The organism is Pseudomonas inefficax, assembly GCF_032164165.1.
GTDB lineage: Bacteria > Pseudomonadota > Gammaproteobacteria > Pseudomonadales > Pseudomonadaceae > Aquipseudomonas > Aquipseudomonas inefficax.
On record NZ_CP134401.1, the window covers coordinates 4,594,184 to 4,615,274 of the forward strand.

Annotated in this window: 23 protein-coding genes; 14 read left to right on the forward strand and 9 right to left on the reverse strand. The window is 63.6% G+C overall.

All coding sequences use genetic code 11. From position 1 onward, the window contains the following. Window positions 1-8: 8 nt before the first annotated feature. A complete protein-coding gene (locus tag RIN61_RS20790; protein WP_112252434.1) occupies window positions 9-1,049 on the reverse strand; it encodes a patatin-like phospholipase family protein in 1,041 nt (346 codons plus the stop codon). A gap of 179 nt (window positions 1,050-1,228) precedes the next feature. On the opposite strand from RIN61_RS20790, the gene RIN61_RS20795 reads away from it, so the two are divergent. The 3 genes from RIN61_RS20795 (at window position 1,229) to RIN61_RS20805 (ending at window position 3,179) form a co-directional block, all read left to right on the forward strand. Then, window positions 1,229-1,507 carry a hypothetical protein gene (locus tag RIN61_RS20795; RefSeq protein ID WP_003259403.1) on the forward strand — a complete coding sequence of 93 codons (279 nt, stop codon included), beginning with the start codon at window positions 1,229-1,231 and terminating at the stop codon, window positions 1,505-1,507. 17 nt (window positions 1,508-1,524) lie between these two features. Next, window positions 1,525-2,304, forward strand: a complete 780-nt coding sequence (locus tag RIN61_RS20800; RefSeq protein ID WP_112252313.1) for a CHAD domain-containing protein — start codon at window positions 1,525-1,527, stop codon at window positions 2,302-2,304. A gap of 77 nt (window positions 2,305-2,381) precedes the next feature. Next, window positions 2,382-3,179, forward strand: coding sequence for an acyl-CoA thioesterase (locus tag RIN61_RS20805; RefSeq protein WP_112252314.1), 798 nt, complete (start codon window positions 2,382-2,384; stop codon window positions 3,177-3,179). A gap of 135 nt (window positions 3,180-3,314) precedes the next feature. Here RIN61_RS20805 and RIN61_RS20810 read toward each other — a convergent pair whose 3' ends face one another. From RIN61_RS20810 to RIN61_RS20820, 3 genes are all read right to left on the reverse strand, one after another. Next, on the reverse strand, window positions 3,315-3,683 hold the full coding sequence (locus RIN61_RS20810; RefSeq protein WP_085600188.1) for an Mpo1-like protein: 369 nt from the start codon (window positions 3,681-3,683) through the stop codon (window positions 3,315-3,317). Between the two features lie 75 nt (window positions 3,684-3,758). After that, a complete protein-coding gene (locus tag RIN61_RS20815; protein WP_207877541.1) occupies window positions 3,759-5,237 on the reverse strand; it encodes a methyl-accepting chemotaxis protein in 1,479 nt (492 codons plus the stop codon). A 254-nt stretch (window positions 5,238-5,491) separates the two neighbouring features. Then, entirely contained in the window at window positions 5,492-6,289 is a 798-nt protein-coding gene (locus tag RIN61_RS20820; protein WP_112252435.1) for a TatD family hydrolase, read from the reverse strand. A gap of 157 nt (window positions 6,290-6,446) precedes the next feature. Here RIN61_RS20820 and RIN61_RS20825 point away from each other — a divergent pair, with 157 nt between their 5' ends. The 4 genes from RIN61_RS20825 to greB all read left to right on the forward strand — a co-directional run bounded on the left by RIN61_RS20825 (window position 6,447) and on the right by greB (window position 9,419). Continuing rightward, window positions 6,447-7,853: an MltF family protein gene (locus tag RIN61_RS20825; RefSeq protein WP_112252316.1), complete on the forward strand. Its 1,407-nt coding sequence runs from the start codon at window positions 6,447-6,449 to the stop codon at window positions 7,851-7,853. A 113-nt stretch (window positions 7,854-7,966) separates the two neighbouring features. Further along, window positions 7,967-8,404, forward strand: a complete 438-nt coding sequence (locus tag RIN61_RS20830; RefSeq protein WP_085663149.1) for a DoxX family protein — start codon at window positions 7,967-7,969, stop codon at window positions 8,402-8,404. Window positions 8,405-8,625: 221 nt separating this feature from the next. Continuing rightward, complete coding sequence (locus RIN61_RS20835) at window positions 8,626-8,934, forward strand: hypothetical protein (protein ID WP_025338428.1); 309 nt, start codon at window positions 8,626-8,628, stop codon at window positions 8,932-8,934. 11 nt (window positions 8,935-8,945) lie between these two features. Then, complete coding sequence (gene greB / locus RIN61_RS20840; protein WP_063914016.1) at window positions 8,946-9,419, forward strand: transcription elongation factor GreB; 474 nt, start codon at window positions 8,946-8,948, stop codon at window positions 9,417-9,419. Between the two features lie 126 nt (window positions 9,420-9,545). Here the strand turns inward: greB and RIN61_RS20845 are convergent, their stop codons facing one another. Further along, on the reverse strand, window positions 9,546-12,053 hold the full coding sequence (locus tag RIN61_RS20845; protein ID WP_313853805.1) for an ABC transporter permease: 2,508 nt from the start codon (window positions 12,051-12,053) through the stop codon (window positions 9,546-9,548). Then, on the reverse strand, window positions 12,053-12,736 hold the full coding sequence (locus tag RIN61_RS20850; RefSeq protein ID WP_016714756.1) for an ABC transporter ATP-binding protein: 684 nt from the start codon (window positions 12,734-12,736) through the stop codon (window positions 12,053-12,055). The genes RIN61_RS20845 and RIN61_RS20850 overlap by 1 nt, the downstream gene beginning before the upstream one ends. A 10-nt stretch (window positions 12,737-12,746) precedes the next feature. On the opposite strand from RIN61_RS20850, the gene RIN61_RS20855 reads away from it, so the two are divergent. The 3 genes from RIN61_RS20855 to RIN61_RS20865 all read left to right on the forward strand — a co-directional run bounded on the left by RIN61_RS20855 (window position 12,747) and on the right by RIN61_RS20865 (window position 14,790). Continuing rightward, window positions 12,747-13,352 carry an arylesterase gene (locus RIN61_RS20855; RefSeq protein ID WP_112252318.1) on the forward strand — a complete coding sequence of 202 codons (606 nt, stop codon included), beginning with the start codon at window positions 12,747-12,749 and terminating at the stop codon, window positions 13,350-13,352. A gap of 58 nt (window positions 13,353-13,410) precedes the next feature. Next, a complete protein-coding gene (locus RIN61_RS20860; protein WP_013971899.1) occupies window positions 13,411-13,701 on the forward strand; it encodes a hypothetical protein in 291 nt (96 codons plus the stop codon). Between the two features lie 111 nt (window positions 13,702-13,812). Further along, window positions 13,813-14,790, forward strand: a complete 978-nt coding sequence (locus RIN61_RS20865; RefSeq protein WP_112252319.1) for a L,D-transpeptidase family protein — start codon at window positions 13,813-13,815, stop codon at window positions 14,788-14,790. 132 nt (window positions 14,791-14,922) lie between these two features. Here RIN61_RS20865 and oprI read toward each other — a convergent pair whose 3' ends face one another. Continuing rightward, window positions 14,923-15,174, reverse strand: a complete 252-nt coding sequence (gene oprI, locus RIN61_RS20870) for an outer membrane lipoprotei OprI (protein ID WP_003259780.1) — start codon at window positions 15,172-15,174, stop codon at window positions 14,923-14,925. A 508-nt stretch (window positions 15,175-15,682) separates the two neighbouring features. Between oprI and RIN61_RS20875 the strand changes: the two genes are divergently transcribed. Continuing rightward, window positions 15,683-15,964, forward strand: a complete 282-nt coding sequence (locus tag RIN61_RS20875; protein WP_025338432.1) for a GNAT family N-acetyltransferase — start codon at window positions 15,683-15,685, stop codon at window positions 15,962-15,964. Between the two features lie 127 nt (window positions 15,965-16,091). On the opposite strand, the gene RIN61_RS20880 is transcribed toward RIN61_RS20875, so the two are convergent. After that, window positions 16,092-17,168: a 3-deoxy-7-phosphoheptulonate synthase gene (locus RIN61_RS20880; RefSeq protein WP_013971901.1), complete on the reverse strand. Its 1,077-nt coding sequence runs from the start codon at window positions 17,166-17,168 to the stop codon at window positions 16,092-16,094. Window positions 17,169-17,399: 231 nt separating this feature from the next. On the opposite strand from RIN61_RS20880, the gene RIN61_RS20885 reads away from it, so the two are divergent. The 3 genes from RIN61_RS20885 to cysB all read left to right on the forward strand — a co-directional run bounded on the left by RIN61_RS20885 (window position 17,400) and on the right by cysB (window position 20,073). Further along, window positions 17,400-18,347: a putative 2-dehydropantoate 2-reductase gene (locus RIN61_RS20885; protein ID WP_112252320.1), complete on the forward strand. Its 948-nt coding sequence runs from the start codon at window positions 17,400-17,402 to the stop codon at window positions 18,345-18,347. Between the two features lie 124 nt (window positions 18,348-18,471). Continuing rightward, window positions 18,472-18,969 carry a universal stress protein gene (locus RIN61_RS20890; RefSeq protein WP_015269711.1) on the forward strand — a complete coding sequence of 166 codons (498 nt, stop codon included), beginning with the start codon at window positions 18,472-18,474 and terminating at the stop codon, window positions 18,967-18,969. Between the two features lie 129 nt (window positions 18,970-19,098). Next, a complete protein-coding gene (cysB, locus tag RIN61_RS20895; RefSeq protein ID WP_207877535.1) occupies window positions 19,099-20,073 on the forward strand; it encodes an HTH-type transcriptional regulator CysB in 975 nt (324 codons plus the stop codon). Between the two features lie 128 nt (window positions 20,074-20,201). Here the strand turns inward: cysB and RIN61_RS20900 are convergent, their stop codons facing one another. Next, complete coding sequence (locus RIN61_RS20900; protein ID WP_085624684.1) at window positions 20,202-20,936, reverse strand: phosphoadenylyl-sulfate reductase; 735 nt, start codon at window positions 20,934-20,936, stop codon at window positions 20,202-20,204. Window positions 20,937-21,091: the final 155 nt, after the last annotated feature.

Genomic DNA, 21,091 nt, shown 5'->3' on the forward strand with positions numbered 1-21,091 from the left:
CACAAGGCCTAGCGCTTCACCCCTTCATAGCTATCCAGCGTATCCCGCGCAATCTCCCGCCCCAGGGCAATCAGCTCCGGCGCCTTGTAGAACTCGAAAAACCGGCACACCCGTTTGGGCACGTTGATCAGCACATCCGGTGGATAGCCGGCAATCTTGTATTGCGCCAACGAGGTCTGCATGACCTCGAAGCTCTGGTTGATCAGGTCCAGCAGTGAAGCGGGCCCCACGTTGTCGATGATGAACGAGCCGGTCGCCGACTTCGGCGCGCCCTCGCGCTCCGGCGCCGCCGCCGGTTGCTGGCCCTCCGGGTCGGCGGCATCGGCCAGCCACGGGCTCGGCGGCGCCAGCCCTTCGGCGACGATTTCCTGCTCGATGCGGATCAGCTCCTCCGCCGGCTTGCGCCGGAACGGCAAGCGCGAGCCCAGCGAGCTGAGCAGTGCATCGAAACGCATCTTGAACGCCGCCGGGCGCTCGATCACCGGTAACTGGTACTGCTTCTGGTTGGTGGCGTTGAGATTGACCGCGATGATCAGGTCGCAGTGGCTGGACACCACCGGCACGATCGGTAGCGGGTTGAGGATGCCGCCGTCGACCAGCATGCGGTTGCCTTGCATCACCGGGGTGAACAGGCTCGGGATGGCTGCCGAGGCACGCATGGCCTGGTGCAGGCAGCCCTCCTGGAACCAGATCTCCTGTTGGTTGGTGAGGTCGGCTGCAACCGCTGTGTAGGGGATGCGCAATTGCTCGATGTTGATCTCGCCGACGATCTTGCGGATTTGCCCGAACACCTTGTCGCCGCGAATTGCGCCGAGACGAAAACTGACATCGACCAGGCGCAACACATCCAGGTAGTCGAGGCTCTCGATCCAGTTGCGGTACTCTTCCAGCTTGCCGGCGGCATAGATGCCGCCGATCACCGCGCCCATGGAGCAGCCGGCGATGCAGGCAATGTCGTAGCCGCGGCGCTCGATCTCCTCGATCACTCCGATGTGTGCATACCCCCGGGCTCCACCCGATCCCAGTACCAGTGCCACGCGTTTGCTCATGAACATTCCCCGGCCAGTGCAACCATGGTCCTACAATGCACCCATCGCCACCTGTGCTTCAATGTGCATCGCGCTGAGCTACTGTAATAAAACTGGCTGGGCCAAGCCGGCTGGGCAGGGCACTTTTCAGCTGCCAGGGCGTCGAACAGCCAATGTTTTTTTCCATTGAGGTATTACTAATGAAAGCCTGGATCTGCCTTCCACTGATTGCCTTGGCCCTCGCTGGCTGCGCGGGCAAGACGGCCTACCGCGAGAGTTGCGCGACCCAACTGGATGCCGCCTGGAAGGAGCTGGACCTGGCCAAGGCCGAAGGCTTTGCCGGTGCCGTGAGCTACTCCAAGGCCTTGTCGCTGCTGACCGGGGCCAAGACCCAGCAGCAGTTCGAAGGTTATGAAAGTTGTACCAGAAAAGCCGAAAAGGCCCGTTTCTACATTCGTGAGTCTCGCGCCGGGCGCTGACCAAGGAGCGTCTTTCAATGTCTGCCATGCTCGATCATGTGGTTGCCCAGATAGTGGCCTTGCACGTGCGCCTGCTGGCCTGTCGCGAGCGCCTGGCTGCCGATACGGACAGCGAGGCCTTGCATGACCTGCGCACCACCCTGCGGCGCCTGCGCAGCCTGCTGCGGCCACTGCGTGGGTTACCGGGGGTGGAGCAGCTGGAGGACGCCGCCAGGTCGTTGGGTACCCTCACCACGCCGTTACGTGACCGTGAGGTGCTGGCGGCCGAACTGATCGGGCGTGGTTTTGCCGAGGCCGGGCAGCGGCGTCTGGAAGGGCGTGACAGGACCTTCGCCAGTGTTGCCGCCAGCCCGCAGCTGACCCGGGTGCTGGCGATTGTCGACGCGTTTCCGCTGTTCCTGCGGGCAGCCGGCCGCGAAGGGCTGGTCAAGGGGCTGGAAAAGCGTATCGACAAACGCCTGGTCAAACAGTGGCGCAAGTTGCACAAAGCACTGCAGGACCCGGCCCACGACCGCCACCGCCTGCGTTTGTTGATCAAGCGAGCGCGTTATGGCGATGAGGCTTATCCGCAGCTCGACCATGCGGGCAAACAGTTGCGGCGCTTGTTGAAGCAGGCTCAGGGCGACCTGGGTGACTGGCATGATCGCCTGCAATGGCTGCTGCAGGCTCGCGACCATGCCGACCTGGCACCATGCAAGGCCGCCTGGGAGCAGGAATTGCACGAGGCCGAGCGCCATTCGGATGTAACGCTGGATGCACTGCAGCAGGCGTTGGCGCGGCGAAAGCCCGAAAAATGACCGATATGCGGGCTGATCGGCAAGGGTTTGCTGGCTAGGATGGGCAGACCTTTTTCGCTGCAGGCAGGAGCCGGCCAATGAATTTCAACCAACTGCTCGACGCCGTGCGGGCCAACCCCGATGCTGTGAGCATCCCGCCAAGCTGGGCCCAGGGGCGCGCTGCCTTTGGCGGGCTGATGGCGGCCATGGTTTATGAAGCCATGCGCCAGAAAATCTCCGATGGCCGCCCCGTGCGTTCATTGGCCATCAGCTTTGTGGCGCCGGCCGCGGCGGATGTGCCAATCCGCTTCGACGTTGAGGTGCTGCGTGAAGGCAAGGCTGTCAGCACCTTGCTGGGCCGTGCCGTTCAGGGCGGCCAGGTGGTGACCCTGGTGCAGGGCAATTTCGGTGCAGGGCGGCCGTCGGTGGTCGATGTGCCGGCGTTGCCGGCGGCGGAAATGAAAGCGCTCGAAGACGCCGCTCCCGAGCTACCCCATATCAAAGGCGTTACCCCGGAGTTCATGCAGCATGTCGCCTTGCGCTGGGCGGTGGGCGGGTTGCCGTTCAGTGGCAATCAGTCGCGCCAGATGGGCGGTTGGGTACGTTTGCGCGGAGTGGCAGAAGAGCCGGTCAACGAGGCGCACCTGCTGGCGTTGGTCGATGCCTGGCCACCGAGCCTGATGCCGTTTCTCAAGCAGCCTGCTGCCGGCAGCACCTTGACCTGGACCATCGAATTCATGCAGCCCACGGCGCAGCTGTCGACCCTGGACTGGTGCCGTTATTGTGTGGAAACCGAACATGCGCGGGATGGTTACGGGCATGCCGCCGCCGCGTTGAGGACGGCCCAGGGCGAATTGCTGGCCTTGAGCCGGCAGACGGTTACCGTGTTTGCCTGACCGAGCCCGGGAGCGCGTTGCGCTCCTATCGCGACACAAGGCCGCTCCCACAGGATCGCGTGAATCTCAGGAGATGCGCGATCATGTGGGAGCGGCCTTGCGTCGCGATTGGGCTGCAGAGCAGCCCCAATAGCATCAATGCCGATGCTTGTGTCGTTCCCGCCAGGCCTTCCACCAGGCCCCGCTCAGCAAGAAGCGCGGAAAGGTGATGAATTGCTCGGTCAGCAGGCGTTGCACAGCATCCTTGCGGTTGGCGAAGGGCTCGGGTTGCTCTGCTTCCAGGCGATGGCCCTGGCGCTGCAGGCCCAGGCCAGCGATCAAGGCAATGATGCCAACGGCAATCTGGCCCAGATCCAGGCCGAACAGCCCGGACAGAATCAGCAACGCGCCAAGGATGAACAACGGCACGGCGATCAGGTGCAGCACCAGGTTGGCCGGGTGGCGGTGGTTGTGGTGGTAGCCGCGCCATTGCCAGGCGGGCAGGTTGGGCAGGCGTTTGCTCATGGGCATTTCCTCTCGGTCATGCCCAAAGCTTAGTGCGCCCCCCAGGCGGGAGCCAATCGAGGCTGGCTATGGTGACTATAGCTTGAGCTGGCCAATGGCCTTGTTCAGTTCACCGGCCAGGGTTGCCAGTTCGCTGCTGGTGGTCGCGGAGCCCACGGTCTGTTGCACGGTCTGTTCGGTGACATCGCGAATGCTCACCACGGCGCGATTCATTTCCTCGGCCACCTGGCTTTGCTGCTCGGCAGCCACGGCAATCTGGGTATTGCTTTCGCGCATCTGTGCCACGGCACCCGTGATCTCGGCCAGTGCTTCGCCGGCTTCCTGGGCCTGCCTGACGCAGTCGTCGGCCTTGTACGAGCTTTCCTGCATGAACTCCACTGCATCGCGGGTGCCCGACTGCAGGGCCGAGACCATGGTGGTGATCTCGTCGGTGGAGGTTTGCACACGCTTGGCCAGGTTGCGCACTTCATCGGCCACCACGGCAAAGCCGCGGCCCAGGTCGCCGGCGCGCGCTGCTTCGATGGCGGCATTGAGGGCCAGCAGGTTGGTCTGCTCGGCGATGCTGTGGATCACACTGACCACGCCATTGATCTTCTGGCTGTCTTCGGCCAGTTGGCGAATCATCTCGGCAGTTTGCTGCACGCCGCTGGACAATCCGGAAATCGAGTCCTGCACTCGGCTGACCACCTCCTGGCCGCTACCGGCCAAGGTGTCGGCTGTTTGTGACAGATCACGGGTGGCGCCAGCATGCTGGGCGATGTGGTGCACCGTAGCCGACATTTCGTTGATGGCGGTAGCGGCCTGGTCGGTCTCGCTCTGCTGGCCGAGCATGCCGTGGCGCACATCGCTCATGCTCGCGGCCAGGCGAGCGGCGCCGGAGTCCAGTTGCGCAGCGGTGTGGGCGACGGTACTGACCACGCGGTGGTAGGTCGCCTGCATGGCATTGAAGGCCCCGGCCATCTGGCCGACCTCGTCGCCACAGGCCAGCGGCACTCGGGCCGAAAGGTCGCCGGTTTTTTCCACGTGCAGCATCACGTCCTTGAGGGTGTTGAGCTGGCTGAGCAGAAAGCGGATCAGCAGCTGCGAGGCGCCGAGCATGGCCAGCATCAGGATCAGTACACATACCGCGTAGTTGCTGAAGCGGTCGAAGAACACCTGGCGCAGGCTTGGCGACTGGGCCAGCACGGCCATTTGCTGATCGCCGTTGCGCAGTACCTGCGCGCCCTGTAGCGGGTTGTCGCCCAAGAGCCGGGCGGCGGGCAGCTCGACCCAGCCTTGGGCATCGCGCAGGGCTTCGAGGGGTTCGCCCGCGAAGGTGGGCGTTTGCCCGGCGGTCCAGCTGATGACGTTGGCCGGGCGGGGCAGCGGCTGGCCGGCCGGCCATGCAGCCAGCAGTTGTGCCTGTGCAGCTGCCTGGGCCTGCGCGGCCTCGGCGCGTGCGCGCTGCTCCAGGTGTACGGCATAGAGCACCAGCAGCAAGGTCGTGACAAAGGCCACCGCGTTGACGGCCCAGAACTTGTACTTCAGGGAAACATTGCTAAGCCAGGCACCCATGGGCAGGTCTTCTCTGAGTTGAGCGGAAACAATATTGGCAAGGTGCCATCATTGTGCCTGCGCAAGCCATGGCCTTTCTTGATATGTATCAAGAAAATTCCTGCGCCTGTAATAGGTTTTCTTGGGACAACTAATTTGTACTGCCTGTACAGGCCTCATCGCCGGCAAGCCAGCTCCCACAGGTACTGCACATGGCTTGAAGTCGATGCGATCGATGTGGGAGCTGGCTTGCCGGCGATAGTGCCCCTACAGGTTCAGGGGAGTTGGAAAAACGCCCGCGCCGTCGCTGTGGTATGCGCCGCCGTATGCTCGGCCGATTCACCCCGGTGCAAGGCCACTTCGCGCAACACCTCCGGCAGGAACGCCGGTTCGTTGCGCCCGTTCTTAGGCTTGGGCCGCAGGCTGCGCGGCAGCAGGTAAGGCGCATCGCTCTCCAGCATCAGCCGCCCCTCGGCAATGTTGCCCACCAGCGGGTGCAGGTGGGTGCCACGGCGTTCGTCGCAGATCCAGCCGGTAATACCGATGTGCAAGTCCATGTCCAGGTAGGCGAACAGCGCATCGCGTTCGCCGGTGAAGCAGTGCACTACTGCTCCGGTCAGGTGGTCGCGGTAATCCTTGAGGATCGCCAGCAGGCGTTCGCTGGCGTCGCGTTCGTGCAGGAACACCGGCAGGCGCAGCTCGGCAGCCAGCGCCAGCTGTGCCTCCAGGGCTTTTTCCTGGAGTGGGCGAGGGGAGAAGTCGCGGTTGAAATCCAGGCCGCATTCACCCACGGCGCGTACCCGTGGGTCACTCAACAGCTGGCGCAACTGGCACTCGCTGCCGGCATCCCAGGCCTTGGCATCGTGAGGGTGCACGCCTGCCGTGGCGAACAGGTGCGCGCCGCTGGCATCCAGTTGCTGGCAAAGCTCCAGCGCCTGTTCGCTGACCGCCAGGCTGGTGCCCGTGAGCACCATCTGCATGACCCCGGCTTCGAGGGCGCGCTCGACGATTGCCGCCTGCTGGTCGTGGAAACTGCTGTTGGTCAGGTTGACGCCGATATCGATCAGTTGCATGGTGCTACCTCGTGCCGCGGGGCGGCCAGCATAGCAAAAACCGTGTTTTTCTGAAAAAACCAAGAACTTCATGCTGTTGCCATGGTCTTTTGCCGTCATTTCTCTCCTGGCGATGCAACCCCATGGATGCCGCCCACCGACCACGGACACGTTTCGCATGCAGCGATGCTGGCTCATTTTCCTGCTGACGCTTGGGCTGACCTTGACCGGGCCTGCCCACGCACGCGCGCCGGGCCCGCAGCAGAACATTGCGCCGACCAAGGTCCGTGACCTGCAACAGATTCGCACCAGCCAGGTGTTGCGGGTGCTGGTCAACCAGAGCCGCAACAGCTCCGGTGAGGTCAAGGGTGAGCCGGTCGGCATCGAATACTATCGCCTGCGTGCCCTGGAACATTATCTCAATGCCCGCGCCGCCGACGGCCAGGAGATTCAGCTCAAGCTGATCCCCCGGGCCAAGGAGCAGCTGCTGGGCGCCTTGGCCCGTGGCGAGGGTGACCTGGCCGCGCCGGGCGAGCTGCTCGACCCCGCTGTAGTGCGCGGGGTCAGCAGCAGCGCACCGGTGCTCGACCGGGTGCAGTTGCTGCTGGTGGGGCGCAAGGGCGAGCGCAGCTTCAGCCATGTCGAGCAGCTGTCCGGGCGTACCGTGGCCCTGACCAGCGCCAGTGCCGCCGGCCCGTTGATCCAGCAGGTCAACCAACAGCTGGCGCTGCGCAAGCGCGCGCCGATCAAGGTTGAGTGGGTCGACTCGACCCTGGCGGTGGAGGACGTGCTGGAAATGGTCCAGGCCGGCATCTATCACCTGACCATGGTCGAGCAGCCGATCGCCCGGCGCTGGGCCCGGGTGATGCCGCGCCTGCGCCTGGACAGCCGCGTGCAGCTGGGGGCGCCGCAAGCCATGCGTTGGTATGTTGGGCACGATGCGCCGCAGTTGCTGGCCACGGTCGATCGCTTTCTGCAGGGCTACCGCGCGCCGGACAACCAGGACGCCGCGTTCGAGCGCATCTACCGCCGCCAGTACCGGGTGCACGACCCGCTGGTCAGCAAGAATCGCCAGCGCCTGACCGCGCTGCGTGCCGTGCTGCAGAAGCACGGCGAGGCGCAGCAGATCGACTGGCTCAACCTGGCCGCGCTGGCCTTCAAGGAATCGACGCTCAACCCGGCAGCGCGCGGCACCGGCGGGGCCCATGGCCTGATGCAGATCACCCCATCGGCGGCGCAGCGCGTGGGGGTGAGCAACACCGCCACGGTGGATGGCAATGTCCAGGCCAGTGCCCGCTACCTGGCACTGATCCGGCGCAAATTCTTTGCCAGCGCCAAAATCAACGAACGCGAGCGCATGGCTTTCGTGCTGGCGGCCTACAACCTGGGCCCCGAACGGGTCCAGGCCATGCGCGCCGAAGCGCGGCGGCGCGGGCTGAATGGCGACCAGTGGTTCTTCCAGACCGAACGCATCGCCATGGAGCAGGTGGGCATGGGGCCCGTCAACTTCGTCAATAGCGTCAACAAGTACTTTGTAGCGTTCAATCGGGAGCGTGCTGCGCTGGAGCGTGTGGCGAAGCGCTGACAAATCGATTTTGTCGATTGTTGTGTTGGGTTTTTTGCGATTTTCATATCTATTGAATCGATTATGATGACGCCCATCCCAACACAACTTTCCCGCTTCAAGGAGTCTTCGACATGAACAACGCTACCCTCAACGCTCTGTTCTCTACCCGCGCCGGTGCTGGCCTGAGCGTCATCCGTATCTTGGTCGGCATCATCTTCATCGCGCACGGTGCGCAAAAACTGTTCGGCATGTTCGGTGGCTATGGCCTGGAAGGCACCGGCCAGTGGATGGAGAGCATCGGCCTGGCCCCGGGTTACCTGATGGCGCTGCTGTCCGGTAGTGCCGAGTTCTTCGGTGGCCTGGCCCTGGTGATCGGCCTGCTGGCCCGTCCCGCAGCCCTGGTGCTGGCAGTGACCCTGGTGGTGGCCATCTTCTCGGTGCACATCGGCAATGGCCTGTTCATGTCCAACAACGGTTACGAGTTCGGCCTGGCCCTGCTGGCCGGTACCGTCGCGGTGCTGATTGAAGGCGCTGGCCGCTTCTCGCTGGACCGCCTGATCGCTCGCTGATACACCACGAACGCCAAGATACAAGCCTCAGGCCGATCACTTTCGGCTTGAGGCTTGTATCTTGGCGCTTGTAGCTCTAGCATACCGCCTGCGCCGATTTAAACAGCTACTTGCGGGGCGCAGGAAGCCCCCCCCGGGTCATCCGAAATACCGCTAAAGCGCTGGTTCGGTGACGCCTCCCACCGCTGCCCAGCGGGTTTCGCGAGGCGGAGAGAAGCTCCATGAGTTGCCCACGTACCAGTGTCTGTTTGAGCCCCTTGCCTGCCAGCCAGGCGTCCCGCACACCGCGCATCCTGCTCGGCGGCCAGCATCAACCCACGCTTTTGCGTCACCTCGAAGGCCTGTCCCGGCGCAAGGGCCAGGCGCGTGCATTTCTGATCCAGTTCGCCGATACCGGCTGCCACCTCGCGCAGTATGGCAATGACCGTTTCGACCTGGCCGTGATCCAGGCTCCGGCACCGGACGAGGCCGCCGAAATCATCGGCCACCTCACCCGTATCGCGCGCCAGGGCCTGATTACCCGCCGCTGAGGAGCGCGCTGTTGAGTACCAACATCATCACCACGGAAGGCCATGAGGCGCTGAAGAAAGAGCTGGACCACCTGTGGCGAGTGTACCGCCCGGAAATTACCCAGAAGGTTACCTGGGCGGCATCGCTGGGCGACCGCAGCGAGAACGCCGACTACCAGTACAACAAGAAGCTGCTGCGCGAGATCGACCGTCGGGTGCGTTACCTGCGCAAGCGCCTTGAGGATGTAAAGGTAGTGGCCTACTCGCCGCAGCAGGAGGGCAAGGTGTTTTTCGGGGCCTGGGTGGAGATCGAGAACGATGAGGGCGAGACGATGAAGTTTCGCATTGTCGGTTATGACGAGATCTATGGGCGCAATGACTACATCTCGATCGACTCGCCCATGGCTCGTGCCCTGCTGAAGAAGGAGGAGGGTGACGAGGTGGTGGTGCACACGCCTACCGGTGAAGCGACCTGGTATGTGAACAGCATCACATACGGCCAGTGAGTTGATGTTGCCTGTGCTGGCCTCTTCGCGGGTAAACCCGCTCCCACAGGTCCAACACAGGTTTCAAGTACTGTGGCGAACCTGTGGGAGCGGGTTTACCCGCGAAGAGGCCGGCACAGGCTGTCATCAACTCTCGCGTAAAACCGACAACGGGCTGGCATTCAACGCCCGCCGCGTTCCCAGCACCCCCGCACCACCCACCAACAGCGCCCCTGCCAGCGGCAACACCAGCAACCACACATGCGGGCTCCATTGCAGGTCGAAGGCATAGCGGTACAGCACCAAGGTAATCAGCTCGCACCCGACCGCCGCCAGCAAGCCGCTGGCCGCCCCCAGCAAGCCGAACTCGATCCGCCGTGCCTTGACCAGCAATGGCCGCGCCGCGCCCAACGCACGTAGCAAGGCACCCTGGCGAATGCGCTCGTCCAGCGTCGCCTGCAAACCAGCGAACAACACCGCCAGCCCGGCTGCCAGCACGAACAGCAACACATACTCCACTGCCAGGGTGACCTGGGCGAGGATGCTGCGCAGCTGATCGAGCAAGGCGTCCACCTGCAGGATGGTCACCGCCGGGAATGCGCGTGACAGCGCCACCACATCCAGGTCATGGCCCGGTGCCAGATAGAAGCTGGTCAGGTAGGTGGTCGGCAACCCCTGCAGCGTGCCGGGTTGGAATATCATGTAGAAGTTCGGCTGGAAGCTGTCCCAGTGCACGCTGCGCAGGCTGCTGACCCGGGCCTGGCGCTGCTGGCCGCCGATATCGAAGGTCAGCAGGTCGCCCAGTTGCAGCTTCAGGCTGCTGGCCAGTTCCGCCTCTACCGACACACCGGGGGTTTCATCTTCGGCGGGCAATGCCTGCCACCAGTTGCCGCTCGCCAGGGCGTTGCCTTCGGGCAGTTCGGCCGCCCAGGTCAGGCTGAGGTCGCGCTGCACGGCGCGTTCGCCTGCCGAGTCCTTGCTGACCACCTGCTGCACCGGTTGCTCGTTGATACGCACCAGGCGGCCAGGTGTTACCGGGTAAAGCGGCGCCGAGGTGGCGTTGACCTGCTGCAGGTGTCGGGCGAAGGGCTCACGGTCATCCGGCAGGATGTTCAGGGCGAAATGGTTGGGTGCATCCTTGGGCAACTGCGCTTGCCAGGTGTCGAGCAGTTCCGCGCGCAGCAGCGCGACGAGGGCCATGGCCAGCAGGATCAGGCCAAAGGCCAGAGCCTGGCCGGCAGCGGCCATGGGGTGGCGCAGCAGTTGGCCCAGCCCCAGGCGCCAGGTCAGAGGGGCCCCGGCCAGCAATTGGCGCAGGCTGCGCAAACCGAGCAGCAGCAGGCCACCGAGCAGCAGCGCGGCGACCAGGCCACCACCGAGCAGGGCGAAGGTGAGCAGCAGGTCGAGGCTAAGGCGCCACATGATCAAGCCCAGGGCGAACAGGGCCGCGCCGTACACCAGCCAGCTGCTGGGCGGTATCGGCAGCAGGTCGCGGCGTAGCACGCGCAGCGGTGGCACCTGGCCCAGCGCCGCGATTGGCGGCAGGGCGAAACCAGCCAGGGCCACCAGCCCGGTAGCGATACCGGCCATTGCCGGGACGATGCCGCCTGCAGGTACTACGCTTGGCAGCAGGCCATGCAGCAGGCGGAACAGGCCCAGTTGGGCCAGCCAGCCGAGCAGGGCGCCGGCCAGCGCGGCGACCAGGCCAAGCATGGCCAATTGCAGGCAGTACAAGCCCAGTGCCTGGCGGCGCGAAAGGCCGAGGCAGCGCAGCAGGGCGCTGGCGTCCAGGCGGCGTGCGGCATAGCGGCTGGCCGACAGGGCCACGGCGACGCCTGCCAGCAGCACTGCTACCAGGCTGGCCATGTTCAGGTAGCGCTCGGCCTTGCCCAGTGCGCCGCCGACCTGCTGGTTGCCATCGCGGGTGTCGCGCAGGCGCTGGTTGGCGGCCAGGTCCTTTTTCAGTGCCTCGCGGTACCGGGCCAACGTTTCGGCATCGCCGCGCCACAGGTCGCGGTAGGTGACCCGGCTGCCCGGCTGGATCACGCCGGTGGCATGCAGGTCGGCCAGGTTCATCATTACCCGTGGGGTAAGGCTGTAGAAATTGTTGGCGCGGTCCGGTTCGTAGGTCAGCACGCGGCTCATTCGCAGCGTCTTCATGCCCACATCGATGCTGTCGCCAACCTTCAGCCCCAGCGCCGCCAGCAGGCGTGGTTCAACCCATGCTTCCCCAGGTGCCGGGCCGCCTCCCGGGGTTTCTGCGCCATACGGCGCCGCGGCGCTACGCACTTGCCCGCGCAGCGGGTAGGCACCATCGGTAGCCTTGACGCTGGACAGCTGGATGCCGTTGTCGCCGCCGACCACGCTGGTGAACTCGACCACCTGGGCGTGGCGCAGGCCGAGCGCCTTGCCAGCCTCGATCTGCTGGTCGCGGGCCGGGGCGCTGCCCTGCAGCACCAGGTCGGCACCGAGGAACTCGCTGGCGCGCAGTTGCATGGCGCCGTTGAGGCGGGCACCGAAATAACCGATGGCAGTACTCGCCGCCACTGCCACCAGCAGGGCGAAGAACAGCACGCGCACTTCGCTGGCGCGAATGTCGCGCAGCAGCTGGCGCAGGGCCAGGCCGCACAGGCGGGACAGCGGCATGTGGGTCATCAGGCCTCCACCGGGGCCACCAGGCGGCCCGCATCCAGGCGGATCTGGCGACGGCAGCGCCGGGCCAGGCGTTCGTCATGGGTAACCAGCACCAGGGTGGTGCCGCGCTCCTTGTTCAGTTCGAACAGCAGGTCGCTGATGCGCTCGCCGGTGTGGCTGTCGAGATTGCCGGTGGGTTCGTCGGCGAACAGCACTGCCGGTTGCGCGGCGAAGGCGCGGGCGATGGCTACCCGTTGCTGTTCGCCGCCCGAAAGCTGGCGCGGGGTGTGGCTCAGGCGCTTGCCCAGACCGACCCGTTCGAGCAGGGTGCGCGCGTGTTCGCGGGCATCGCGGCGGCCGTCCAGCTCCAGCGGCAGCATGACGTTTTCCAGGGCGTTGAGGCTGTCGAGCAGCTGGAACGACTGGAACACGAAGCCCACATGCTCGGCGCGCACCCGCGCGCGTTGGTCTTCATCCAGCGGCCCCAGGTCGTGGCCAGCGAGGATGACCTTGCCGGCACTGGGCTGGTCGAGGCCGGCAAGCAGGCCGAGCAGGGTCGACTTGCCCGAGCCCGAGGCGCCGACGATGGCCAGGCTGTCGCCCTGGGCCAAGTCGAGGGACAGTGCGTGCAGGATGGTCAGGTCACCTTCCGCGCTGGGGACCACTTTGCTAAGGTTCTGCGCAACGAGAATGCTGGGGCCCATGGAGAATCCGATGCGAGTGTGGTGGTTGAGTGCCGGTCTGGCCCTGTATTGCCTGGCCCAGAGCGCGGCGGCGGGAACATTGCTGGTTGTCGGCGATAGTATCAGCGCCGGTTTTGGCCTGGATACCCGCCAGGGCTGGGTTTCCCTGTTGCAGACCCGCCTGAAGGATGAAGGTTTCGACGACAAAGTGGTCAATGCATCGATCAGTGGCGATACCAGTGCAGGTGGCCAGGCGCGGCTGCCGGCGCTGCTTGCAGCGCACAAGCCGAGCCTGGTGGTGCTGGAGCTGGGCGGCAATGATGGCCTGCGCGGGCAGCCGCCTGCGCAATTGCAACAAAATCTTGCCTCGATGATCGAGAGTTCGCGCAAGGCCGGTGCCAAGGTCGTGCTGCTGGGCATGCGTCTGCCACCCAATTATGGCGTGCGCTACACCACCGCCTTCGCCCAGGTGTATGAACAGCTGGCGAGAGAAAAACAGGTTCCGCTGGTGCCGTTCTTTCTCGAAGGGGTAGGGGGCGTGCCTGAGTTGATGCAGGCGGATGGCATTCACCCGGCTCAGGCCGCCCAGCAGCGCCTGCTGGAAAATGCCTGGCCAGCGATAAAACCCTTGCTGTGACGCTTTAAACGGCGCCGGCTTTCGGCTAATGTTGCGCCCCCCGTTTCGAGTGCCACCGATGCCGCGCCCTGCCTGGTCCCTGTATGCCTACCAACTGATCGAGCCTGATGAGCAGCTCGACCTGTTTGCCTGCCAGGAAATCCGCGTTCACCTCGTGGCCCGTCAGCTCGAGCTGGGCGTACCGGCCGACCGCACGCTGTGCGGTGGTCTGCTGCCGGCGCAACCACGCTGGTCGGGGGTGCCGCGCTCGATCTACCGTGACGGCCGCCTGTGCGACCTGTGCCGCGCCATCCTCGATGCCCAGCGGCGCGGCATGCGCCCGGTGTGGCCGGAGCTGCAGGGCGGCTGAACACCGCGCCTTTCATCATCTGAAACGCTTGCATGGCGCCAATGCCTCCCGCTTGCATCGGCGCGGGTGTACAATCGATTCTCTTGACCCACCTTTCGAAGGATTTACCGGATGTTGCCGCGCTTTCCTGCCGTCACCCGTAGCCTGTCCCTGGCCGCCCTGCTGGTAGCAGGCCCCGCTGTTGCGCTGGAGCTGCCACTGCCACCACCCGGTGAAGACATCATCGGCCAGGTGCAGGTTATCAAGGCAAAGTACGAGGACACGTTCGCCGATATCGGCACTGCCAACGACCTCGGCTACCTGGAAATGATCGCCGCCAACCCTGGGGTGGACCCGTGGCTGCCAGGTGCCGGCACCGAGATCATCCTGCCGACCCGCTACATCCTGCCGCCTGGCCCGCGTGAGGGCATCGTCATCAACCTGGCCGAGTACCGCCTGTACTACTTCCCGAAAGGGCAAAACGTGGTGCATACCTTCCCGCTGGGGATCGGCCGTGAGGGCTGGGGATCGCCGATCGCCAATACCAAGATCACCGCCAAGACGCCGAACCCGACCTGGACCCCGCCGGCGTCGATCCGTGCCGAGCACGCGGCTGACGGCGACATCCTGCCGAGCGTGGTGCCGGCCGGCCCGGACAACCCGCTGGGGCCGTTCAAGTTCACCCTCGGCGTGCCGGGCTACCTGATCCATGGTTCGAACAAGAAGTTCGGCATTGGCATGCGTACCAGCCACGGTTGCTTCCGCATGCTCAACAACAACGTGCTGGAGTTGTCGAAGATGGTCCCGGTGGGTACGCCGGTGCGCATCATCAACGAGCCCTACAAGTTCGGTATCAGTGGCGGCAAGGTCTATCTGGAGGCGCACACGCCGCTGGACGACCAGGGTAATCCGTCGGTGGTCGATAAACACACTGCTGTTATCAACGCCTTGCTCAAGCGTGAGGATCTGGCCAATAACCTACGCATGAACTGGGACATGGTGCGTGATGTGGTGGCCGCTGAAGATGGCATGCCGGTGGAAATTGCCGTGCCGACTGAAAGCCAGGGTGGCGCACCGATGGTTTCGAGCATTCCGCCCGAACTGCAGTAAGGTAATTGCGACACACCCGGGCCTGCCTTAGTGCAGGCCTTTTCGTTTCTGCCTGGCGCGTTTGCCTTGTGCGCAGGCAATAAAAAAGCCGACCCACAAGTGGGTCGGCTCCATAACAATCCGTGAGGATTATTACTTGCGGCTGGCTTTGTCCAGCATACGCAGAGCGCGCTCGTTGGCTTCGTCAGCGGTCTGCTGAGCCTTCTGAGCGGCTGCCAGTGCGTCGTCAGCCTTACGGTAGGCTTCGTCTGCACGAGCTTGAGCGCGAGCTGCTGCGTCTTCAGTCGCAGTCAGACGAGCTTCGGTTTCTTTGGATACGCTGCTGCAACCGGTAGCCAGAACTGCGGCCAGAGCCAGAGCAGAGAATTTCAGAACGTTGTTCATCGTGTTCCCCTTCAAGGACTTTCTATTAAATAGCCATCTCTCGGAAAAGAGAAACTGGCCGGCGTACATAGTACCCATTACTTGTAGTAAGTAAACTGACTAAGCGCAAGAACTGCAAAAAAAATGTTGCTTGACGCCTTTCCGACAAGATTTGCGACACGCTTGTGAAAAAAACGTACAGGGTTCGCAAGCGACTGTAGTACAGGAACTTTTTTGTTGAACTAAGGGTGACTTTAACTGTCCTTCAGCGTCTTAAGCCCTAGTACATCCGGTGGCTGCCGGGCCGGCAGGCAAGAATGGCACTTGGCTGCATTTTCGCCATTTTTAACCGCCACCACCTTGAGCAATCCCGCCTGCGGCGCCTACTATCTTGTGAGTGCCAGGGGATCCGAACGATTGCAATCGTCCAGTGGTCGAAGGGGCAACAGGTGGCGTAGAGGATTCTGTGCCGGATAAACCACCATCGGTTAAGGTATGGGTCTGCCGAGAAGACCTGCGAGGAGTAGTGATGAGCGAAGCGCTGACCATCCACCATGACCAGGCCGGTCATCAGTTCGAGACCAATGTGGACGGTCATCGTGCCTATCTGACGTACATGGACCTGGGCAAGCAGACGCTGGACATCTATCGCACCTTCGTACCCAACGCCCTGCGCGGCCGCGGGATTGCTGCTGCCCTGACCGAACGGGCCCTGGAGTATGCTGAACAGATGGGCTACACGGTGATTCCGTCCTGCTCGTACGTGGAGCGCTACATGGAGCGCCAGCAGCGGCATTCGAGCAAGGTCTGATTCTGAAAAAAAGCGGGGCCGCTTCGCGCCCCATCGCGACACAAGGCCGCTCCTGCAGGGTTATGCGATTTCCTGTAGGAGCGGCCTTGTGTCGCGATGGGGCGCGAAGCGGCCCCGCTTTCTTTTATCAGCCGCGCTTACGCTGCGGCAGCACATCCTTCAGCTTGGCCCGCATGCTGCGCAGGGTCTTCTCGGTAGCCGACCAGTCGATGCAGGCATCGGTGATCGAAACGCCGTACTGCAGCTCGTCCAGGTTCTTCGGAATCGATTGGCAGCCCCAGTTCAGGTGGCTCTCCACCATCAGGCCGATGATCGACTGGTTGCCTTCGAGGATCTGGTTGGCGACGTTCTCCATCACCAGCGGTTGCAGGGCCGGGTCCTTGTTGGAGTTGGCGTGGCTGCAGTCGACCATGATGTTGGCCTTGATCTTGGCCTTGGCCAGGTCCTGCTCGCAGAGGGCGACGCTGACCGAGTCGTAGTTCGGCTTGCCGTTGCCACCGCGCAGCACCACGTGGCCGTACGGGTTGCCCTTGGTGGTGACGATCGAGACACCGCCTTCCTGGTTGATGCCGAGGAAGCGGTGCGGCTTGGAAACCGACTGCAGGGCGTTGATGGCGACGGTCAGGCCGCCGTCGGTGCCGTTCTTGAAGCCGACCGCCGAGGACAGGCCAGAGGCCATTTCGCGGTGGGTCTGCGATTCGGTGGTGCGGGCGCCGATGGCCGACCAGCTGATCAGGTCCTGCAGGTACTGCGGGGAAATCGGGTCGAGCGCTTCGGTGGCGGTTGGCAGGCCCATTTCGGCCAGGTCCAGCAGCAGCTTGCGGCCGATGTGCAGGCCATCCTGGATCTTGAACGAGTCATCCAGGTACGGGTCGTTGATCAGGCCTTTCCAGCCGACGGTGGTGCGCGGCTTTTCGAAATACACGCGCATGACCAGGTACAGCGTGTCGGACACTTCCTCGGCCAGCACCTTCAGGCGCTCGGCGTACTCGTGGGCGGCCTTGATGTCGTGGATCGAGCAAGGGCCGACCACGACGAACAGGCGATGGTCCTTGCCGTCGAGAATATTGCGCACCACTTCACGGCCGGCAGTCACGGTCTGCAGGGCCTTGGCGCTGAGGGGGATTTCCTTCTTGAGCTGATCGGGGGTGATCAGGGTCTCGTTGGAGGCAACGTTCAAGTCATCGATCGGTAAATCAGCCATCGTGTTACTCGTCAGGTCACGGTGCCGGCCGCCAACTATCCCCGTGCGGCCCAGCAGCAAGAATAATCGCAGCGGGGAGCCGAACCTTAGCGCGTTACAGGTGGCGCGACAATGGGCTGGGCCCAGTCCGTGTGGGGTTTTTCCGAGATGGCAGGTGTTTGCCATGCATGGGCTGCCCAGCGCTGCGCAACCTGTGTAAAAAGAGGGCTGACTTTATACCTGGAGATCGGCATGCATCCGCACACACCACGTATCGGCATCATCGGCAGTGGCGCCATCGGCGGCTTCTATGGGTTGATGCTGGCCCGAGCCGGCTTCGATGTGCATTTTCTGTTGCGCAGCGAGTACGAGGTTGTCCGCGAGCAGGGGTTGACCCTGGACAGTGCCGTGCATGGCAACTTGCAGATAAAGGTGCAGGCCTATGCCAGTGCCGCCGACATGCCGCCCTGCGACTGGCTGCTGGTGGGGGCCAAGGCCACCAGCAATGACCAGTTGGCGCCACTGATCGTGCAGGCGGCCGCACCGGGTGCCAAGGTGGTGCTGCTGCAGAACGGCCTGGGCGTGGAGGAGCAGTTGCGCCCGGCCTTGCGTAGCGACATGCACCTGCTCGGCGGCCTGTGTTTCATCTGCGTCAACCGCCAGGCGCCCGGCGTGATCCGCCACCAGGCCCTGGGCGCGGTCAACCTCGGCTACCACAGCGGGCCGGCCAACGATGGTGGTGCCGAGCTGGTCAATGAGGGCGCGGAGCTGTTCCGGGCTGCGGGCATCGACTCGCAGGCCATGCCCGACCTGGCCCAGGCACGCTGGCAGAAGCTGGTGTGGAACGTGCCCTACAACGGCCTGTCGGTGTTGCTCGGTGCCAGCACCACGCCGCTGATGGCCGACAGCCATGCTCGCGCCCTGATCCAGGCCTTGATGGCCGAGGTGGTGCAGGGTGCGGCGGCGTGTGGCCATGTGTTGCCCGAGGGCTATGCCGAGCACCTGTTCCAGGTGACCGAGCGCATGCCCGACTATTGGCCCAGCATGTACCACGACCATGTCCACAAGCGCCCGCTGGAACTGCAGGCCATCTATGCCGAGCCGTTGGCGCAGGCGCGCGCGGCAGGCTGCCGCTTGCCGCGCATGGAGATGCTGTACCAGGCGCTGGCTTTCATCGACCGAGGTGCACAGCCTCGCTGAGCGTGGCTTTGGTCCTGCCACGGCTCTCCAGCCCGCGTCGGCAGCGCGCCGGACGGCAAAGCGTGCGTCCGGCGCGCTGCTAAGCTGAAGCTTGCCCTGCCGCAGCGGCAGTCGAGGAGGTCGAATGATCCACTCCATGCTGTACGCCACCGACCTCGGTGTCTACGCCCCTTTTGTCATGCAACACGCGCTGGCGCTGGCACGCACGTTCGGCGCCGAGTTGTATGTGATCCACGCGGTAGAGCCCATGGGCCAGTTCGCTGAATCTCTGCTGCAAAGCTACCTCGATGAACAGACGCTCGACCAGTTGCACAGTCAGGGGGTGAACACGGTGATGGCCAATATCGAGCAGCGTGTACTGGAAAACTTTCGCGACGAACTGGGCGAGGAGGCCGACCTGGCGGTGATCAAGGCGGTGCGGGTACGCCAGGGCGACCCGGCGCAGGTGATCCTCGACCAGGCGCAGCGGCTGAGCGTCGACCTGCTGATTTTCGGCAGCCACAGTGCTGGCGCCGGCGTGGATGTGCCATTGGGGCGCACGGCGGTAAGGCTGCTGCAGCTGTCGCCGGTACCGGTGTACATGGTGCCGCTGGCACAGCATTTGGGGCGTAGGAAAGCATGAAGATGGCCGTAGGCCATTTCGGGGTGGCATGTAACAAAATAGTTCTAGATTTATTTCCAGAACCACTAATATAGTTATATATCGTCGCTGCCTGCTGCCGCGGACTCATCGCTGAACCGAGGGGAACCTATGAAGCTTCAACAACTGCGCTACATCTGGGAAGTGGCGCACCATGACCTCAACGTCTCCGCGACGGCGCAGAGCCTGTATACCTCCCAGCCAGGTATCAGCAAGCAGATCCGCCTGCTCGAGGATGAGCTGGGTGTTGAAGTCTTTGCCCGCAGCGGCAAGCACCTGACCCGCGTTACCCCGGCCGGTGAGCGCATCATCAATACCGCCGGTGAAATCCTGCGCAAGGTCGAAAGCATCAAGCAGATTGCCCAGGAGTTCTCCAACGAGAAGAAGGGCACGCTGTCCATCGCCACCACCCACACCCAGGCGCGTTACGCCTTGCCGCCGGTGATCAGCAACTTCATCAAGCAGTACCCTGAAGTGTCCTTGCACATGCACCAGGGTTCGCCCATGCAGATTGCCGAAATGGCCGCGGACGGTACCGTCGACTTTGCCATCGCCACCGAGGCGCTGGAGCTGTTCGGCGACCTGATCATGATGCCGTGCTACAAGTGGAACCGTTGCGTGGTGGTGCCGCAAGGTCACCCACTGGCCAAGCTGCCGAAGCTGACCCTGGAAGCAGTCGCTGAATACCCGATCGTCACCTATGTGTTCGGGTTCACCGGGCGCTCGAAGCTGGACGAGGCGTTCAACCACCGTGGCCTCACGCCAAAAGTGGTGTTCACTGCGGCAGACGCCGACGTCATCAAGACTTATGTACGCCTGGGGTTGGGCGTGGGTATCGTCGCCGGCATGGCCGTGGACGCCAAGCTCGACAGCGACCTGGTAGCACTGGATGCCAGCGAGCTGTTCGAAGCCAGCGTCACCAAGATCGGCTTCCGCCGTGGCACCTTCCTGCGCGGCTTCATGTGCGACTTCATCGAGAGGTTCGCCCCGCACCTGACCCGTGAAGTGATGGCCAAGGCCATTCAATGCCATAACAAGCAAGAGCTGGAAGAGCTGTTCGAAGGTGTCGAACTGCCGGTGCACTGATCCAGAAATATAGGGGGCCTCACGGCCCCTGTGGGAGCGGGTTTACCCGCGAAGAAGGCGACGCGGTGTATGGCACCGGCTTCGCCGGTGTTCGCGGGTGAGCCCGCTCCCACAACGGCCCCAGTCGTTTATGCCTTGCTGATCAGGTTGCCAGCGTGCAACCCGCATTCCTTCTGCGTCGACTCTTCCCACCACCAACGCCCTTCACGCTCATGCTGGTTAGGCAACACCGGCCGGGTGCAGGGCTCGCAGCCAATGCTGATGAAGCCGCGCTCGTGCAGGCTGTTGTACGGCAGTTCCAGCATGCGGATATAACCCCACACTTCTTCGCTGCTCATCTGCGCCAACGGGTTGAACTTGTACAGGGTGCGCTCGGGGGTAGAGAAGGCGCTGTCGATTTCCACTGCCGCCACCTGGCTGCGAGTGCCCGGGCTCTGGTCGCGGCGCTGACCGGTGGCCCAGGCGCTGACGGTGGCAAGCTTGCGACGCAGCGGCTCGATCTTGCGGATGCCGCAGCACTCGCCATGGCCGTCCTTGTAGAAACTGAACAGGCCCTTTTCCTTGACGAACGGGTCGAGCTTGGCACGGTCGGGGCTGAGGATTTCGATCGGCAGGTTGTACTGCTCGCGCACCTGGTCGATGAACCGGTAGGTCTCCGGGTGCAGGCGGCCGGTGTCGAGACTGAACACCTTGACCTGCTTGTTCAGCTTCCAGGCCATGTCCACCAGCACCACATCCTCGGCGCCGCTGAAGGAGATCCACAGGTCATCACCGAAGTGCTCGAAGGCAAGCTTGAGGATGTCTTGCGGGGACTTGTTGGCATAGGTCGCGGCCAGGGCGGCGACGTCGAAGGGTTGGCTCATCAGGCGGTTTCCATCTTGGCTGTGGCGCTGTGCGCTCGTAGTGAGGTGATGGTAACAAAAAATGGCGGGGTAGACGGGCCGATATCGGTGGCGCCTGCTTCGCGGGTAAACCCGCTCCCACAGGTATGATGCAGCCCTTCGGATATGCACAGAAC

Bases quoted from the DNA above. Each gene is read 5' to 3' on its own strand.
- RIN61_RS20800 (WP_112252313.1), top strand. From the start codon at position 1,525: ATGTCTGCCATGCTCGATCATGTGGTTGCCCAGATAGTGGCCTTGCAC.
- cysB (WP_207877535.1), top strand. From the start codon at position 19,099: ATGAAGCTTCAACAACTGCGCTACATCTGGGAAGTGGCGCACCATGAC.
- RIN61_RS20805 (WP_112252314.1), top strand. From the start codon at position 2,382: ATGAATTTCAACCAACTGCTCGACGCCGTGCGGGCCAACCCCGATGCT.
- RIN61_RS20835 (WP_025338428.1), top strand. From the start codon at position 8,626: ATGAGTTGCCCACGTACCAGTGTCTGTTTGAGCCCCTTGCCTGCCAGC.
- RIN61_RS20885 (WP_112252320.1), top strand. From the start codon at position 17,400: ATGCATCCGCACACACCACGTATCGGCATCATCGGCAGTGGCGCCATC.
- RIN61_RS20815 (WP_207877541.1), bottom strand. From the start codon at position 5,237: ATGGGTGCCTGGCTTAGCAATGTTTCCCTGAAGTACAAGTTCTGGGCC.
- RIN61_RS20900 (WP_085624684.1), bottom strand. From the start codon at position 20,936: ATGAGCCAACCCTTCGACGTCGCCGCCCTGGCCGCGACCTATGCCAAC.
- RIN61_RS20850 (WP_016714756.1), bottom strand. From the start codon at position 12,736: ATGGGCCCCAGCATTCTCGTTGCGCAGAACCTTAGCAAAGTGGTCCCC.
- RIN61_RS20880 (WP_013971901.1), bottom strand. From the start codon at position 17,168: ATGGCTGATTTACCGATCGATGACTTGAACGTTGCCTCCAACGAGACC.
- RIN61_RS20830 (WP_085663149.1), top strand. From the start codon at position 7,967: ATGAACAACGCTACCCTCAACGCTCTGTTCTCTACCCGCGCCGGTGCT.
- RIN61_RS20890 (WP_015269711.1), top strand. From the start codon at position 18,472: ATGATCCACTCCATGCTGTACGCCACCGACCTCGGTGTCTACGCCCCT.
- RIN61_RS20825 (WP_112252316.1), top strand. From the start codon at position 6,447: ATGCAGCGATGCTGGCTCATTTTCCTGCTGACGCTTGGGCTGACCTTG.
- RIN61_RS20790 (WP_112252434.1), bottom strand. From the start codon at position 1,049: ATGAGCAAACGCGTGGCACTGGTACTGGGATCGGGTGGAGCCCGGGGG.
- oprI (WP_003259780.1), bottom strand. From the start codon at position 15,174: ATGAACAACGTTCTGAAATTCTCTGCTCTGGCTCTGGCCGCAGTTCTG.
- RIN61_RS20875 (WP_025338432.1), top strand. From the start codon at position 15,683: ATGAGCGAAGCGCTGACCATCCACCATGACCAGGCCGGTCATCAGTTC.
- RIN61_RS20820 (WP_112252435.1), bottom strand. From the start codon at position 6,289: ATGCAACTGATCGATATCGGCGTCAACCTGACCAACAGCAGTTTCCAC.
- RIN61_RS20845 (WP_313853805.1), bottom strand. From the start codon at position 12,053: ATGACCCACATGCCGCTGTCCCGCCTGTGCGGCCTGGCCCTGCGCCAG.
- RIN61_RS20865 (WP_112252319.1), top strand. From the start codon at position 13,813: ATGTTGCCGCGCTTTCCTGCCGTCACCCGTAGCCTGTCCCTGGCCGCC.
- RIN61_RS20860 (WP_013971899.1), top strand. From the start codon at position 13,411: ATGCCGCGCCCTGCCTGGTCCCTGTATGCCTACCAACTGATCGAGCCT.
- RIN61_RS20795 (WP_003259403.1), top strand. From the start codon at position 1,229: ATGAAAGCCTGGATCTGCCTTCCACTGATTGCCTTGGCCCTCGCTGGC.
- RIN61_RS20810 (WP_085600188.1), bottom strand. From the start codon at position 3,683: ATGAGCAAACGCCTGCCCAACCTGCCCGCCTGGCAATGGCGCGGCTAC.
- RIN61_RS20855 (WP_112252318.1), top strand. From the start codon at position 12,747: ATGCGAGTGTGGTGGTTGAGTGCCGGTCTGGCCCTGTATTGCCTGGCC.